The following is a 16,154-nucleotide window of genomic DNA, read 5'->3' on the forward strand; positions in this document are numbered from 1 at the left end:
ACTAATCACTATTCAATGTATAGTACACAGTGAATGTATTTGAAACTGCTGCCCCGCTACCATTTGGATAGTTCCCTATACCATAAACAACATCTTGGGTGTGACTATTTAAAATACCCGGGCCACCTCCTACAGAAACAGAGGCGATATTACCACTTGCATCAATGGTTACGCTCACTGTAACATTACCTTGTAGGTTACGCTTTACCGCCATAGCAGGGTATGTACCTTGTGCTCGGGCTTGTACAGTAGCCACAAATCCTGCCCAGTCAAACGGTGCATTACCTGATGTAGTACCTACACCATCTCCATTACCTCCGCCACTGCCAGAGCCGGATCCACCACCGCTACCAGGTCCATTACCGTTTCCATCTCCGGAGCCATTGCCGTTACCGTTGCCACCACCATTTCCTCCACCATTACCTTGATTGGTAGATGTACCATCAGTTGCCACTGTTGGTCCGTTTGTAGATATTGGCACATTCACAGCATTATCCAATGGCACTGGAGATGATATACTTTGTTGCGCTGCTTGCACTTTAGCTTGTACAACTTCTTGTGAAAGTGGTTGAGGGAAAGATACTCCTCCACCGCCACCACCACCACCTGAAGAAACTTTTAAATCATCAGGTATGGACATATCAATCTCAAAAGCGTTTTCAGTTTGTTTATGCTCTACTACTGATACTAATGCAAGACCTAATACAACAGCTAGGATAATATGGACTACAACGGAGATTATGAAGGATTTTTTCCAGGAAATATATTGTTCCATGTCTCATCCTTTCTAGCTAGCAGCAATTGAGAACTTCTTAACCCCAATCGTTTTTAGCATATCCATAATGGCAACCACAAATCCATGTTGTGTATTTTTATCGGCTTGTAATAGTACCGCTGTGTTTGGATTTTCTCCTACTTTGCTGGCAATGTAGTTACGAGCTTCATCAATACTATATGGTTTGGAGTCAATTAAAATATGACCTTCTTTATCTAATGTTAAAATCACAGGGCTTTGTTTGACTTGCGTTGCTGATTGTGCTTGTGGTAATTGTACACCCAAGGACTTTTGTGCCACTGTTTCAATGCTGTTCATCATAAAGAAAACGAGCAAGAAGAAAATGATATCAATCATTGGCACAATCATGAACTCAGGCTTCATTTTTAATCGACTATTTTGAAACATGAGAATCACTCCATTGTTCTTTCATACCATTTAATAACACTACAGATAATGTCTCTGTATCATTGATGATAGCATCCATACGATGACTGAAATATGTGTAGACACAGAAAGATAAAATCGCTACCAATAAACCCGTTGCTGTGGCAATCAAGGCTTCACCAACACCACCAGAGATGGCAGAGGCACCAGAACCACTATCTAAAACACTAAAGGTCCCAATCATACCAGACACGGTACCTAACAAACCTAATAGCGGAGAAATGGTTACGATAGCGCTTAAGTAGTCCAAGTGAATTTTTAAGTGCGATGCTTCGATCATCATTTGTTCAGAGAATGCATTTTTCATGCTTGTTTCTGTGTTAGAGTATGTCAAACCTGCATTCAAAATACGACCAGTTGCCGTTTGATTTGCCGCGCACAATTCTTTCGCTTTCACCCAGTCATTGTCTTTTACTGCAAAATATATATCATGGCTAAATTCTTTTAGCAATGCTGTATTCGCTTTGAAATATGTATACCGTTCAATAGCAATAGCAATGACGATAATCGATAAAATTACCAATGGATACATCACTAATCCACCGCTGTTAAATAATTGTACAATGTATTTAAGGCTGTCCATGTTTTTACCTCCATTAAAAATATGATAATATTTATCAGCTTGTAGCCATCATAACAGATTAAATACTTTTAAATCTACTCTAAAAAGCTTCTATTCAATCCATTCCGACATTTTATTTTTCTTTCTATACTCACTAGGCTTATATCCTGTAATAATCCGAAATGCTTCCGCAAATTTACTAGCATTCTCATATCCATATCGATTAGCTATACTGAGAATACTATCATCTGTATTTCTTAAATCTTTTGAGGCTTCCTTGATTCGCATATATTTAAAATACTGATGGATGCTAGTACCATAAATTCCTTTAAAACATTTTTTTAATGCTGTCGGTGATAATCCATATGTTTTTGACAATTCATCAATAGTCGGTTTTTGGTGTAAATTCTTCATCAAAAATTCATGCATACGTTTCACACTTTCTACATGTTTTCGTTCAAAGTATGGCATGCAGCAATTATAATCCGATGTAATAGTGCTTAATAACAATATGATTTCCATACATTTCAGTTGAAATAAGTTAGGCATTACTTCCTCTGGTACATCATATAAACTTTTAAAAATTTCACTTAATCGAGATTCCCTACGACAAACAAAACCAAATTCGAATTCCTGACAAAACCGGTTGCACACGTCCCTCAGATCGATGAGATCATGACCTACAAACTTATTCACCATCTCTTGAGCCTTAGGGATATAAATAGATAAATTGATACCTTTGTAATAAGAGGTAGGAAACTTTGTAGAGTGCACATAACTAGGAGATTCTTTCCACCCTACAGAAATATCATTTTCATCCATATATAAAACTTTTCCGTTGTCAAAGGCACACTCAATGCGCCCTTCTTTACAATAATGGATTTCGAACATACCTTCCAATGGCTTCGCACGATGACGAACTTCTTTCATAGTTACCTCTTGAAAGGTTAATTCTACGCCACCGAATACAGGATAGCTACGCATCTTTGCTTTCCCTTGTGAAGTATTCATCTCATAAATAGTTCCGTGTTCCACCTTTGTACTAGATAGTAAATCCAAGTCCATCACTTTCATTTTAAACGTTTCAAAAGTATTCATACGATTTTGACTCATGTTCCTCCTTTTAAAAAAGCCCATTTGTCGTTTCACAAAACTAACAAATGGGCTTCTTGCCGAACTACATTGCCTACTGCACCTGAGTATTACTTCTTACACTTATTATATTTATAATCAGTAATGATTGTCAATATTTAATTTGTCTATTTAGATTATTATGAAATATATCAATCAGTTTCAATTCGCATAATATTCCGAAATTACAATAAATAACTCCTATAAAAAATAATTTTTATTCTTTAATTTAAAAATGTCTTTTTAGTTTATCCTTTTTTAATTTTGATTATTTTCCCAAAATTTGTTTCACTAAGTTAGTCACATAGTCTGATGGGTTTCCACCTGCTTTCATTTTCTGTGAAACTTGAGGAATCAATAGAAATCTAACTGGTAAATTCGACGCTCCTGGTGACATGTACTCTAATAGTAAGTCTTCTGGTTTATCAAATTCATCTAATAACTGGGTATCATAAATAGTTTGGTGTCCTAAATACGGCCCTTTCACAGGTACATCATAAGTACGCGTACCTTTAGAAGATGTAAGCCTAAATGTACCACTAAACGCACCTCCTAAAGGATTAAAATACAAGGCATACGGTGTTTTCCCTTCTGTATGCAACACGTATACATTGGAAACACCATAATTTCCCTTATTTTTTACCACCTTACCATTTGTCGTTTCATCAACACCGCTAATGAAAGCATCTTCTCGGTCATTGGCAATTTCAAAGCTTGCCGGCCCTGCATCACTATTAAACTGAGGTTCCACTATATGGAATCGACGCATACCTTCATACGTGCCACGCAACTCTACATCATCCATAGGGTGAATTGGCAATAAAGGCAAGCCATACGTAACGGTTGACTTAGGTTCCATCACCGCCACGGACGCATATACTGGTTCCGTAGTTGAGAAATCAATAATGCCACTGAATAAATCATCTTGCTTCATTAGGACTTTTTCCAATTCAGTAAATATAGGACGCACTTCCCCAGGGCGCAATACAAATTCTGTACCACTAGTATCGTGTGATACTAAAGAAATACTTCGTGATGTGGCATCCTTTTCAATTTCTTCTTCGATTCTTTTTGCCTTTATTTTCTTCGATTGTGCAAGGTTCCCTTTTTCTTGTTTAATATCTTTTTTCATCACTTTAGAACGAACAGGAATATTGACTCCTTCTTGTGCCCACGTTCCCAAATTTAATTGTGAAGTAGCGATTTCTTTTTTTGAAAGCTCTCGTCCTACTTTAAAATAGTCTGAATTTGGTTTTGCATAGATAGCTCGCTTAATCTCTACAAATGCAGGAGCATTCCCCTTATTTTCCAGCAAAATCCCAACTTTCATAGGTGCTGTTTGTTCGTTCACATGGTAAAAGTAAATACGACTTTTCCCATGAAGTGTGCCAGCTGCTACAATTCCTGGTTCTTTCACATATTCAGGACTATCTGACAACAATAATGTATCTACCTCTTTTACAGTTTTCACGGTTAAGGGGGTAAATGTATAGTCATCAATATTGACAGTTTTTGGCGCTTGTCCATAGGTAGTACCTAATTCTAATAAGGCTAGTACACTCCCTATTAACCACCGTTTCCATTGTGTTGTTTTCATTATTTTTATAGTTCCTCTATTCTATCATTAGCCCTTCTGGCTCCCATTGTAAGGCGATAGCTTCTAATTTACGTAAACGATGTCCAATACCAGATTTTGTCAATTCCCGCTTGTATTTTGCTTCATAGGCATCCACCAATTCTTGCAAACTACCATCTGGGAATTCCTGGCGTAATATAGCTACCTCATAGAGACGAATTGGCAAGGAGTCTAAGCCTTGATGTTTATCAATGATACGTATCGCATCTAGCTGACGTACCGCTGCATTCACTGTTTTTTGTAGGTTAGCTGTTTCACAGTTTACTTGTCGATTGATAGTGTTACGAACATCTTTCATAATACGCACATTTTCAAAGTTCATCAGTGCTGATTGTGCCCCCATAATTTGTAAACAGGACGTCACCGCATCACCTTCTTTTAAATACACTACAAACTCTTCTTTGCGCTCTACCTTCCGAGCATTGAGCCGGAACATTTTTAAGACTCGAATAATTTGATCAGCAAAATTTTCTTTCGTCGTCATAAACTCTAGATGATAATCACTTTGCGGTTTATTCACAGAACCACAGCCAAGAAAAGCTCCTCGCAAAAAGGCTCGTCTGGACTCCATATCTTTTAACCATGCATCGGGAATCATAGCATCTACAGGCCATAATTGTAACTCTTCCAAGGCAAGGCGGCTTGGATCTGTGGGCTCTACCGTTAAGGTATACATATTTTTTTTACGCAAATTTAGCCCTTTACGCACTAGCACAGAGGTAGGCAAATCGTATTGTTCTTTGATGATACCTAATACCCGTCTAGCTACAGCATTATTAGCCGTTACCAAACGCACCCCTACACGACCCTGCATCCCTAATAAAATGGACCCACCCATCCGTAATAAACAAGAGGCCTCTACCTTGGATGCCCATGCATCTTCTGTTTTAAATTGGCATAATTCATTTTTTACATCTTCTGCAAATGACATAGCCTCTCCTTTTCTATTTCTACTAGAAAATAGAGCCTCTAGAGGCTCTACTTTCATACTTAATGATCTTCTCGTTGTAAGTAATATTCTAAAATGTGTGGTTCAATATCGCTTTGTAGGGCATAGACTACATCCATGACTACCTTCGCTAACCGTTCAGAATTATGAACTGCTTTATCTTGACTATCTACTAAATTTGCACGAATGGTACGAATCCCCATAGATTGCAATACATCCATATCTACTTCTACTGGTTTTTGTCCAGCTTGTTTGTAATGTTTTAGCGTAGCATCTTGAATTCGATTGTCATTCACTAACACTGTATCGATAATCCCCACTTCACTGTGAGCTTCAATGGCTTTCACATGGTCAGATACTGTATAGCCATCTGTTTCACCAGGCTGTGTCATCACATTACAAATATACATCTTAGCAGCCTTAGAATTCGCAATATGATCTGCTACTTTATCAATGAGTAGGTTTGGCATAACAGAAGTATATAAACTGCCAGGGCCTAAAATAATGGCATCTGCTTCATCGATAGCTTGCAAAGCCGCGCCTACAGGCGACGGCCTATGTGGCTCCGTGTATACTTTTGCTATAGGTTTCCCACCATAAGGAATATTACTCTCTCCTTCAACAACAGTACCATCTGTTAATTCTGCAATGAGCTTTATTTCCTCCGTAGATGATGGAATGACCCGACCACGGACCTGTAGAATTTTGCTAGATGCCTCAAGGGCTTTTTCTACATCATCGTTCAAAACTTGAGTCATAGCGGTTAAAAACAAGTTGCCAAAACTATGTCCAGACAATTCTGCACCCTTTGTAAAACGATATTGAAAGAGCTCTTCCATGAGTCCTTCTTTTTCTGCTAAGGCTACTAAACAGTTGCGCAAATCTCCAGGAGCAATCATCTGAAAATCTTCCCGCAAACGCCCAGAAGAACCTCCGTCATCTGCTACCGTCACGATAGCCGTTAAATTTGTAGTTTTACTTTTTAACCCTCGCAATAGCATAGACAATCCTGTGCCACCACCGATAACTACGATTTTTGGCCCTTGTCCTAAGCGAATTTTTTCAAAAATATAATCGCTCACACCGTCTTCTGTATTTGGCAAAATAGCATTCACTATAGTTTGAATCAGTTTGCGTATACCCCACAACATGGCTACTATTCCCGCCACAATGCCTGCCAAGCCAAGACTAGCTATGACGGTATAATTATAGGATCCTGTGAGATGAAATAAAAATTCTAAGAAAATATCTTCAAAGTTGCTAATCCACTGGTAGTTCATCATCATAAGGACACCCACTACCAGCCAAATCGTGCCTAAAGAAAATAGGAATAGCCACCGCTTAATATTAATGCCTGGTGCAAACCAGCGCATCCAATTATTATGTTTCATAGGCTTGAGAGACGAAGGAATCGTCCCACTCCTTTCTTTATAGGTCTAATCGAGAACGTGGGTTCACATCTTCTTCTACATGATTTCGCATCATATCACGATGTTCCACCGAAACATTACATCCTTTTTCTTTCAAATGTGCATACAAGGCCTCTGCCATGGCTACGCTGCGATGCATACCCCCTGTACATCCTACAGCTACCACAAATTGGCTTTTTCCTTCTTGTTCATAGTTTGGCACAAGGAAATCCAATGTACTAAAGAAATGTTTTTTAAATTCATCAGTCACTTCAAAGGAGTGAATGTAATCTTTCACTACTGGCACACGCCCCGATTTATGACGGTATTCAGGAATGTAGTAGGGATTCGGTAAAAACCGTACATCCCATACCATATCCGCATCATTGGGCATACCAAACTTAAACCCAAAGCTTACCACTGTAATCGCCATGCCATCAGTTTGTTCTTTCACGTGGCTAAAGGTACGGCGCATAAATGATTTCAACGCCGATGTTTTCATATTTGTCGTATCGATAATATGATCTGCTTTGCTACGTACATCCTCCAAGAGTGCTCGTTCCTGTGAAAGCCCTGTACTAATACGACCTGATGGTGCCAATGGATGAGCGCGACGTGTTTCTTTATAACGGCGAATCAAAGTATCGTCACTAGCTTCCATGAATACAATTTCATAAGGTACATTCATCCCCGTCAAATCATCTAAGGCACTATTTAAATCATCAAAAAATTCACGACTACGGATATCTACCACTAGTGCTACTTGACTCACTTTAGTGCCTGCACTTTGGCGGCAAATTTCACTAAACTTAGGAATCAACACAGGAGGAATATTGTCGATACAGAAATATCCCATATCTTCTAAGACTTGCATCACTTGTGTTTTACCTGCTCCGGACATACCGGTTACGATAATTAAACGAAACCCTTCCATGAGGCCCTCCTATAAAATTTTATAACACATTTGCTTCGATCCATTTAGCGACCCCATCGTTTTCATTTAAGTCACATACTTCTTTGGCAATCGCCTTCACATGCTTCTCTGCATTCCCTACTGCCACGGAATGTCCTGTCACTTGTAACATGGATATATCATTTTCCGAATTACCAAAAGATACCATATCTTCTAAACCGATGCCTAATCGCTTGCCCATGAAAGCCAAGGCTTCCCCTTTGGACACGTGAGGTGCCACAATTTCTAGGAAATTCACCTTGGACCGAACTAAATCAACCATATCGCCTACTTCTTTAGAAAGTATCTCAATAACCTTTGTCATACGTTTAGGTTCTTCCACCACTAATAGTTTATTTGTCCCCTTTTGAGGCTCATAAATTGTATCCCCTATATACATAGCCTTAGCACCTGTAATCTCTTCATAAAGACGAGAAAACTCTGTTTCACTGTGTACTAACAATTCATCATCAATATAGGACTGAATATAGATGTTATGCTCTTTTGCAATGGCTAATACTTTACGCGCTACCTCTGGTGGAATAGCTCGTTCCCAAATAAGTTCCTTACTTTCCACACATTGGATAACACCGCCAGAATACAAGACCATTGGTACATCACCTAAGCCTAAGCGATGTGCTACAGGATATGCCGTTTGGTACATACGACCTGTGGCGATAAGTACCTCAATTCCTTTGTCCTGTGCTTGTTTAAGCACTGTTTTTGTATAGTCAGATACGGTGTTATCATCACGTAACAGCGTATCATCTAAATCTATGGCTAACAATTTCATGACATCACTCCTTTATCATATCTTTCATTATACCATATAACAGCCCATAACTAATGAATAAGTATCACTAAGATACTAATAGTTCCATCCGCACTGATGCCCAAAATGGCGTAACCATAAATAGTAGCCACGACTCTTAAATGAGTAGCCCCCATATTTGACAAGGGGTAAAAAAACACGACAGGTCCCACAACCCAGTATGATACTGGTATGCAAACCTGTCGCAATTCTATTTCTGTATACGTTTAAGTCCTTAATTATGCATTAGGAAAATAAATGATCAATCCCATCTATATCCAGAATTGTACCAACTGTAAATGGCCCAAAGATACCAAAACGAGCACTTACTTCATCGAAACGCATTTCATTGACAATTTTTTTGAACTGAATGGGATCATCACTCATCAAGGTAATGCCCCATTCCCAATCGTCCATACCAAAAGCACCAGTGGTAAACTCTTTGATCGTATCCTCATATTTTTTGCCAATTTGGCCATGAGAGCGCATCATGCTACCACGACTTTGACGATCCAACATATACCAATTGTCAGTTAGGTTACGTTGTTTTGTCATAGGATAGAAGCACATACACGCTAATCTAGGAATTTTAGGATATAAACGAGCTTGAATCCTTGGATGATCTTTCGGAGATTTTACATAATTGCTTACTTCAATAACCGACACAAAGGAAGACTCCGGTTGTAAAACACTGAAAATTGGTAATTTTTTCAATTTTAACTCTACTTCGTTCAACTCTTGCAAGCTTGGTTGCAAGAACCAAAACATAATATCTCCTTTATGACCATTAATATGGTACATCGCATAACTACTCTCATGCGCTTCATGAGCTTTTTCTAAATTACCGATAAACTCCTTGAAAGATTGTAATGCTTCGCTTTGTTGCTCAGCAGACCAGGCTCTCCATTTTTCAAAATTGATGGAATAATTAGCATGTAAGCTAAACCAACCTTCGTATGTTTCAGGTACTTTTTCTAATCCTGTTGCTTCCATATGCCCTGCGTGTCCAGGAATTCTATCTGTATGTTCAGTATGTGTATGCATATCTTTCACCTCCATAATTTATTCTTTCCATGCTTCTACTAATTCATATGCTTGTTTAATTCCGTCTGGCATGCCTACTCCAGTAAATGGCGTTCCAATCAATGCCAGCCCCGGATACTGTTCTGCCACATGTTTCATAATCGTAGCTACTCGTTCTTTATGACCTACTTCATATTGAGGCATACTTTTTTGTAATCGTACTACTTCCATCCATTCTGGATTTCCTGTGAATCCTAATATCTTTCGTATTTCTGAAAGTGCCAATTCACACAGCTCTTTTTCACTATGAGTATCCACCGTCGTATCTGTAGGTTTCCCTAAAAAGACACGTAATACAACTTTATCTTGCGGTGTCGTTTGTGGCCATTTACTAGAAATATACGTACATGCTGTTAATGGCGTCTCTGTACTACGGGTAATGACAAATCCTGTACCTTGCAATGGTTTTGTAAAGGCAGATTTCGGCAAACTCATGATGACAATGGCACAAGAAGATTGTTCCATATGCCGCAAGTCATCAAAATTTGCATCATCCTTGAAGAATGCTTCATAGGATTTCGGTGGAGTAGTTACTACAAGACGATCATAGGAGTCCCTACCTTGTTGTGTTTCCACTACATAGCACCCATCTGTGTAGGATACGCCTAGTACCTCAGAAGATGTGTGTAAAGAAACCTTCTCCGGCATTTGCTCCACCAGAGCATCTACTAATGACTCTAACCCTCCCGTTAATTGGGCAAATTGTCCTTCCGTAGCCGCCCCAGATTGTTTGCGCATACTTTGCATGGCCATCATACCTTTCACCAAGTTTCCGTGCTTTTGTTCTAATTGGCGAAATTCTGGAAAGGTACCGAGTAAACTTAAGCGTTTTAAGTCACCACCATAGATACCAGATAGGAGAGGCTCAATTAATAAATGAACTAGTTCATCCCCTAAATGGTAACGGAAAAAGTCATCGATACTCATATCCTCATTTCCTGGATATGGTTTCTTAAAAAAATCTAATCCAGCACGTAGTTTACCAGACCAACTCAATAAGCTAGACATGGCAAACGGTAAAAATTCTGTAGGAATCCCAATGATAGAACCACCAGGGATTGGTTTCATTTGCCCTTGATGATAAATATAAGATTCTCCCGTAGCATTGCGCACCAAGGTATCACCTAGGCCCAATTCTTTCACCAAATCTGTCATGGCTGTTTTTCTAGCTAAATACGAATCAGGCCCCACCTCCACTACATAGCCATCATGGCGTTTTGTTTGCACCTTACCACCCCAACGATTTGAGGACTCTAAAACATGGATTTCCCAATTAGGAAATGACTTGCCCATATAATAAGCGGTAGATAAGCCAGTTAAGCCACCGCCAATAATTGCTACTTTCATCTTACACCTCCTTCATGAGAGCTGCGATTACACTATCAACCATGGCATTTACAAAAAGACTATCTTGATCTGGCATACGTACTCGCACATACGATATACCTAACTGCTCACATTGTTCACGACATTCTATATCTAAATCATAGGACACTTCCATATGGGTGCAAGTAAAGCCGATAGGAATATATACCACATGCGTATATCCCTCTGCACTCGCTTGTTCTGTGATAGATTCTACCGTAGGCGTTAACCATTCTCCACGAGTACCTGCACTTTGCCATGCTAGGGTGGCATTAGGTAGCTTAAGCTTGTTTGCTATAGTTTGCATCACATGCTGTAGGCTATGCACATATCCATCATAGGAAATCCCCTTCATCAGTGGCACACTATGAGCCGTAAAGACATAATACGGTTTCGACGCAACTGGCAATGTATGTAACGTATCCTGTATTCGTTCTACCCAAGATTGTACTAATGTAGGTGAGTCCGACCAGTTCTTTACAATCTTCCATGCTTCGTTCATATATGGATCCAGTTGTTCAAGATAAGATGAATTTAAAGTATCTGTGCCATAGGGATTCATCATAAGTACCACTACCGCATTATAGTTGTTCAATTCCTTCGCTACGTCCGCAATAAGAGGCTCTATGTATTTATGTCCCTGTACTGCCGTTACCTTTGTTAAGGGTAAATGTTCTTGTACTTTTTCTTGTAATTTTTCAATTTGCCACGCTGTAGACTCCATTAATAAGGATTGTCCACCAATACGTTCATACTTATGACGTAAAACCTGTAATTCTTCCTCACTTGGTCTATGTCCTCTTCGTATGCGAGTGTAATACGCTTCTATATCATCTAAAGAACGAGGAGAACCATAATCTAACACTAATACACAAACTTGTTGTATCGTCTTATCCTCTGTCATGTACATACTCCACTATCTTTCGCAATACTTTAGGATTTGCATCTGGCACAACACCATGCCCTAAGTTAAATATATGCTTCCCATGGGCATCACCTTCCGCTAAAATACGATCAATTTCATGTTGAATTGTCTTCCAATCTGCAAATAAATAGGCCGGATCTAAGTTTCCTTGTAATGTTTGCGTAATACCCATAGCACTTGCTTCTGCAATGGAACATCTCCAATCACAACCGATTACATCTAAAGGCAATTCTTTCCACACTGGGAATAAATGCTTTGTCCCTACACCAAACATAGTAATAGGAATATGAGGATACCGCTCCTTAATGGTCCCAATAATTCGTTTCATATAAGGGAATACGCCGTTTTCATATTGCTCCATAGAAAGCGCACCAATCCAAGAGTCAAAAATCTGAATGGCCTGTACACCGGCTTTAATTTGTCCCTCCATATAGGTAATGGACATAGTCGTCAAACGTTCCATCAATGCATGCCAAATCTCTGGAGTTGCCACTAAACATTGGCGTGTTTTCTGATAACTTTTAGAAGGACCACCTTCAATCATATAACTAGCCAATGTAAAAGGAGCCCCTGCAAAACCAATCAACGGTACTGCAAGCATTTCTTTCGTTAGTATTTGGATCGTTTTCACCATAAAATCCAACGATTCTTCTACTACAATATCGTGTAAATTTGCTACGTCTGTTTGAGAACGTATCGGATTTGCAATAACAGGTCCTACGCCAGGTTTAATAGTTACATCTACACCCATAGGTACCAAAGGAGTCATAATATCTTTGTATAAAATAGCCGCATCCACATCATATTCATAAACGGGAAGAGCCGTTACCTTTGCACACAATTCTGGTTGATGAGTAATCTCAAATAGACTATATCGCTCTTTTATCTTGCGATACGCCTCTTGACTACGACCCGCTTGACGCATAAACCAAACTGGTCTACGGGACACCGACTCACCTGCAATCATTTGCAAATAATCTTGTCGTTGTTTCATATATAATTACACCTTACCTTTTTATTTAAATCAAACTTTGATTATACTTTCCATTGTACCATATGATAGATGTAATTACCTATATATTCTGTCACTAGTTATGGAATCCACATTGAAGATTTTTATAAGGCTGGTTTACAATTTGTAAATATACTAGTCAGTTACATATTAAGTCTAAGAACTTTTAAATAGGAGAATCATCTAATGCCTAGTCTTCCTAGCGATATGTTTTGCATCTTGATATACTCGGCTCCTAACATATGAGCAACTTCTTTGGCACGGTTCATGCGAACAAAACTGGTATCTGTATCGATGACCGTCGTTTGTATTCCTTGATTCGTAAGCCATCTACCGATATCATCTAGTCCCTGCAGTGATTGTAAGGTAACCTTCCCATCTGTAATGATTATGACCTTTGCCTGTACATGCCCTATTTGCGACACATCGATGCCTATCTGTTTGACCGCTTCCTTAATACCTTTCACAAAGGGCGTTTTGCCCCCAATACGAGCCTCTCCCAACGCTTTTGGGATGGTCTCGATATGCTGTGTCAATGGCACCAAGCATTGCGCCCCCTTCTTTTGAAAGGTGATGAGCGATACATACTGTCGTTTTACATACATCATCTGTACCAATTGTGAAAGTAACTTCTCCGTCCTCTTTAACCGTTGTCTCTGCCCCATAGATCCGCTTGTATCAACTACCAAATAGATGGCTTCTTTTGGCATTTCTTGATGCATAGCATATTTAACATCTTCTATTATTAGACGAATAGGTAATCTCTGATTACGTACAATCCCTTGTACAATCGTCGGTATCCATGCAATGGTTCTCCCAGTAGTTCCTTGACGATGTACCTTAGGTCCTCGACCGTCGGGACTGATATCTATGTGCTTCTTTGTCGCCACAGATTGCAACATCCCATTTAGATGTAACACCTGCGTTTCTACTGCTTCTGGAAGTATAAAGGACTCCTCTACCTTACCTCTATTGGACTCACATTGGTCCTCTCCGCTGGCATCTTGTTCTTCCTCAGTCCCCTCATGCCTAGTATCTAATCCATCTTCTGTCTGATTAGGTTCCTGAGTAGCTTCCTCTTTTGATGATCCACCATGAGATCCATCACTATCTACCGTCATCCCCTGATGAGCGCTTCCCATTGACTCACCACGGTCATTCTTCCTATCTATTCCCTGTGAGGTATTATCCTCTTCCTTTCGGTTTGAAGTCGTTTCTTCCGTTTTTTCTTGTCCCGTGCTTGTGTCCTCAGATGGCTTTCGGACAGATAAATCCTGTGTACCTCCATCTTGCTCTGTCCGAGGGTTCCCTAGGTTCTTCATCTTTTGTGGTAAGGTCCAAGGGAGTACTGTATCTACATCCCTAGGCTCCACAAACTGATGTCCTTTTTCTCTAGCTAAACCTATAGCCGCTTTTAGTAAAATATATTCCATCCCCATAAAGGAAATGTTGAATCTCTCTACTAGACTGGAAATATATGTATATATGCTATCATGCACCGCCGGATTTTCAAATGTATCCATCGCTAGTCCCACAGGACAAGTTTCTTCTTCTTGATGGAATCCATATGCATCTAGTGATGTTCCCTCGTGAAGAGTTTCCTCTCTGTGCTGACTCTCACAAGTGGCACCTATTTCATATGCTTCTACATAGTCCCTATCTGTTAGTACCTTCACCCTAGCGTCCCTATCCGGCGACTCTATAGAAATCCACACATCCATATCATAGACCCATTGAGATAGGCCTTCTGTTCCCGTATAGGTCGCAATGATTTGTAGTGGTCTTCCCGCTTCGTACCGCCGACTTTGCTCATAAAGAATACGTAACCACATGGACCGGTCAAAATGTTCCAGACCTTCACAGATGAGCAAATCATACACGTCCCAAGGATGTACTTGTTTCACAATTTGAGCTGTTTCTATGGTCCTTTGTATATCCAACACCTCATGCATAGCACTCACATCTGTGTGAGACATAATCATCATATAGCTTCGTCCCCTATCATGTAATGCTTCCAACAGGGCATATGTTTTTCCTATGCCTACTTCACCTGAGATAAGTAATGTCCGCAACAAAGGTTCTTGCAAAAAGAGATGAAGGCCTGTATGTATTTGTTCACTCATACCCTTCACCTCCTTTAACAAAATCTCTGGTTCTTCTACTATACCTCTGTTGTATCATAAGTAGCCCATAAATTCTCTAACATACTTTTATCAAATTCACGTTGCTCAAAGGGTTTCCGTTTCATCCGATGAGCTACCACAAGAGGTGTCAACTGTTTCAGATGCTCCATTGTCACACAGTTCTCCCCTTGTAACGCCGCTAAGGCCCGGCTGCTAGTGAGCAAGGTAATATCCGAACGATGCCCCTCTACCCCTAGAGTAATCGATATATTGGCAATCAATTCTAATAGATTTGTATCTACTGTAATCGTAGGCAACGCTTTACGAGCTGTTTCAATAGTGTTACGCAAGGCTTCATCCTCCTTGCGATAGGATTCAATAAAGGATTTGGGGTTATCTTCAAAAGCCAATCGACGACGCAAGACTTCCATCCGCAATGCTACATCCGTTTCTGCTTTTACCATCACAGATAAGCCAAAACGATCCAACAATTGCGGGCGAATAACCCCTTCCTCTGGGTTCATGGTGCCCACCAAAATAAATCGTGATGGATGACTATGGCTAATGCCCTCCCGTTCAACACGATTCACACCCATGGCCGCCACATCTAACAATGTATCCACTAAGTAATCCTCTAGTAAATTGACCTCATCCACATAGAGAATATTTTCGTGAGCCTCAAATAAAATACCTGGAGAAAACTCTTGCTTCCCCTCCTGTAGCATCCGCTCAATATCCAAGGTGCCCACCAATCTATCTTCCGTGCAATGCAATGGAAGATCCACCACTTTCATAGGTGTTCCATCACTATGCATAGGTAGCACCTTCGCTAAGCCTCGTACCGCCGTCGATTTCGCAGTTCCCTTATCACCTTGTATCAACACACCACCTACCCGTGGGTCTACCGCATTGAGGAGCAACGCCAATTTCATTTGTTCTTGTCCTACTAAGGCTGTAAAAGGATATATAATACT

General features: G+C 39.9%; 15 protein-coding genes. All 15 read right to left on the reverse strand.

The window, feature by feature from the left end; all coding sequences use genetic code 11:
- Position 1: 1 nt before the first annotated feature.
- Complete coding sequence (locus EO117_RS02780) at positions 2-775, reverse strand: TonB family protein (protein ID WP_126938992.1); 774 nt, start codon at positions 773-775, stop codon at positions 2-4.
- A 12-nt stretch (positions 776-787) separates the two neighbouring features.
- Entirely contained in the window at positions 788-1,183 is a 396-nt protein-coding gene (locus EO117_RS02785; protein WP_126938993.1) for a biopolymer transporter ExbD, read from the reverse strand.
- On the reverse strand, positions 1,170-1,805 hold the full coding sequence (locus EO117_RS02790; protein ID WP_126938994.1) for a MotA/TolQ/ExbB proton channel family protein: 636 nt from the start codon (positions 1,803-1,805) through the stop codon (positions 1,170-1,172). The genes EO117_RS02785 and EO117_RS02790 overlap by 14 nt, the downstream gene beginning before the upstream one ends.
- Before the next feature lie 90 nt (positions 1,806-1,895).
- Positions 1,896-2,897, reverse strand: coding sequence for an AraC family transcriptional regulator (locus EO117_RS02795; protein WP_164727472.1), 1,002 nt, complete (start codon positions 2,895-2,897; stop codon positions 1,896-1,898).
- A 286-nt stretch (positions 2,898-3,183) separates the two neighbouring features.
- Positions 3,184-4,512 carry a hypothetical protein gene (locus EO117_RS02800; protein ID WP_126938996.1) on the reverse strand — a complete coding sequence of 443 codons (1,329 nt, stop codon included), beginning with the start codon at positions 4,510-4,512 and terminating at the stop codon, positions 3,184-3,186.
- A 16-nt stretch (positions 4,513-4,528) separates the two neighbouring features.
- Positions 4,529-5,482, reverse strand: a complete 954-nt coding sequence (gene whiA / locus EO117_RS02805) for a DNA-binding protein WhiA (RefSeq protein WP_126938997.1) — start codon at positions 5,480-5,482, stop codon at positions 4,529-4,531.
- A gap of 59 nt (positions 5,483-5,541) precedes the next feature.
- Positions 5,542-6,891 carry a gluconeogenesis factor YvcK family protein gene (gene yvcK / locus EO117_RS02810; RefSeq protein WP_164727473.1) on the reverse strand — a complete coding sequence of 450 codons (1,350 nt, stop codon included), beginning with the start codon at positions 6,889-6,891 and terminating at the stop codon, positions 5,542-5,544.
- A 37-nt stretch (positions 6,892-6,928) separates the two neighbouring features.
- Positions 6,929-7,843 carry an RNase adapter RapZ gene (gene rapZ, locus EO117_RS02815; RefSeq protein ID WP_126938998.1) on the reverse strand — a complete coding sequence of 305 codons (915 nt, stop codon included), beginning with the start codon at positions 7,841-7,843 and terminating at the stop codon, positions 6,929-6,931.
- A gap of 19 nt (positions 7,844-7,862) precedes the next feature.
- Positions 7,863-8,654, reverse strand: coding sequence for a Cof-type HAD-IIB family hydrolase (locus EO117_RS02820; RefSeq protein WP_126938999.1), 792 nt, complete (start codon positions 8,652-8,654; stop codon positions 7,863-7,865).
- A 264-nt stretch (positions 8,655-8,918) separates the two neighbouring features.
- Positions 8,919-9,716: a hydrogen peroxide-dependent heme synthase gene (hemQ, locus tag EO117_RS02825; protein WP_240632565.1), complete on the reverse strand. Its 798-nt coding sequence runs from the start codon at positions 9,714-9,716 to the stop codon at positions 8,919-8,921.
- An 18-nt stretch (positions 9,717-9,734) separates the two neighbouring features.
- A complete protein-coding gene (gene hemG, locus EO117_RS02830) occupies positions 9,735-11,102 on the reverse strand; it encodes a protoporphyrinogen oxidase (RefSeq protein ID WP_126939000.1) in 1,368 nt (455 codons plus the stop codon).
- A 1-nt stretch (position 11,103) separates the two neighbouring features.
- Positions 11,104-12,024, reverse strand: a complete 921-nt coding sequence (hemH, locus tag EO117_RS02835; protein WP_164727474.1) for a ferrochelatase — start codon at positions 12,022-12,024, stop codon at positions 11,104-11,106.
- Positions 12,011-13,039 carry a uroporphyrinogen decarboxylase gene (gene hemE / locus EO117_RS02840; RefSeq protein ID WP_126939002.1) on the reverse strand — a complete coding sequence of 343 codons (1,029 nt, stop codon included), beginning with the start codon at positions 13,037-13,039 and terminating at the stop codon, positions 12,011-12,013. Before hemE ends, hemH begins: the two co-directional genes overlap by 14 nt.
- Before the next feature lie 197 nt (positions 13,040-13,236).
- On the reverse strand, positions 13,237-15,180 hold the full coding sequence (locus tag EO117_RS02845; RefSeq protein ID WP_126939003.1) for a VWA domain-containing protein: 1,944 nt from the start codon (positions 15,178-15,180) through the stop codon (positions 13,237-13,239).
- 38 nt (positions 15,181-15,218) lie between these two features.
- Positions 15,219-16,151, reverse strand: a complete 933-nt coding sequence (locus tag EO117_RS02850) for an ATP-binding protein (RefSeq protein ID WP_126939061.1) — start codon at positions 16,149-16,151, stop codon at positions 15,219-15,221.
- Positions 16,152-16,154: the final 3 nt, after the last annotated feature.

The sequence above is a fragment of the Veillonella sp. VA142 genome, assembly GCF_003992135.1.
GTDB lineage: Bacteria > Bacillota > Negativicutes > Veillonellales > Veillonellaceae > F0422.

Excerpts from the sequence above, each read along its gene's own strand:
- EO117_RS02845 (WP_126939003.1), bottom strand. The coding sequence starts at position 15,180 with ATGAGTGAACAAATACATACAGGCCTTCATCTCTTTTTGCAAGAACCT.
- hemE (WP_126939002.1), bottom strand. The coding sequence starts at position 13,039 with ATGAAACAACGACAAGATTATTTGCAAATGATTGCAGGTGAGTCGGTG.
- whiA (WP_126938997.1), bottom strand. The coding sequence starts at position 5,482 with ATGTCATTTGCAGAAGATGTAAAAAATGAATTATGCCAATTTAAAACA.
- hemH (WP_164727474.1), bottom strand. The coding sequence starts at position 12,024 with ATGACAGAGGATAAGACGATACAACAAGTTTGTGTATTAGTGTTAGAT.
- hemQ (WP_240632565.1), bottom strand. The coding sequence starts at position 9,716 with ATGCATACACATACTGAACATACAGATAGAATTCCTGGACACGCAGGG.
- EO117_RS02790 (WP_126938994.1), bottom strand. The coding sequence starts at position 1,805 with ATGGACAGCCTTAAATACATTGTACAATTATTTAACAGCGGTGGATTA.
- hemG (WP_126939000.1), bottom strand. The coding sequence starts at position 11,102 with ATGAAAGTAGCAATTATTGGCGGTGGCTTAACTGGCTTATCTACCGCT.
- EO117_RS02800 (WP_126938996.1), bottom strand. The coding sequence starts at position 4,512 with ATGAAAACAACACAATGGAAACGGTGGTTAATAGGGAGTGTACTAGCC.
- yvcK (WP_164727473.1), bottom strand. The coding sequence starts at position 6,891 with ATGAAACATAATAATTGGATGCGCTGGTTTGCACCAGGCATTAATATT.
- EO117_RS02780 (WP_126938992.1), bottom strand. The coding sequence starts at position 775 with ATGGAACAATATATTTCCTGGAAAAAATCCTTCATAATCTCCGTTGTA.
- rapZ (WP_126938998.1), bottom strand. The coding sequence starts at position 7,843 with ATGGAAGGGTTTCGTTTAATTATCGTAACCGGTATGTCCGGAGCAGGT.
- EO117_RS02820 (WP_126938999.1), bottom strand. The coding sequence starts at position 8,654 with ATGAAATTGTTAGCCATAGATTTAGATGATACGCTGTTACGTGATGAT.
- EO117_RS02795 (WP_164727472.1), bottom strand. The coding sequence starts at position 2,897 with ATGAGTCAAAATCGTATGAATACTTTTGAAACGTTTAAAATGAAAGTG.
- EO117_RS02785 (WP_126938993.1), bottom strand. The coding sequence starts at position 1,183 with ATGTTTCAAAATAGTCGATTAAAAATGAAGCCTGAGTTCATGATTGTG.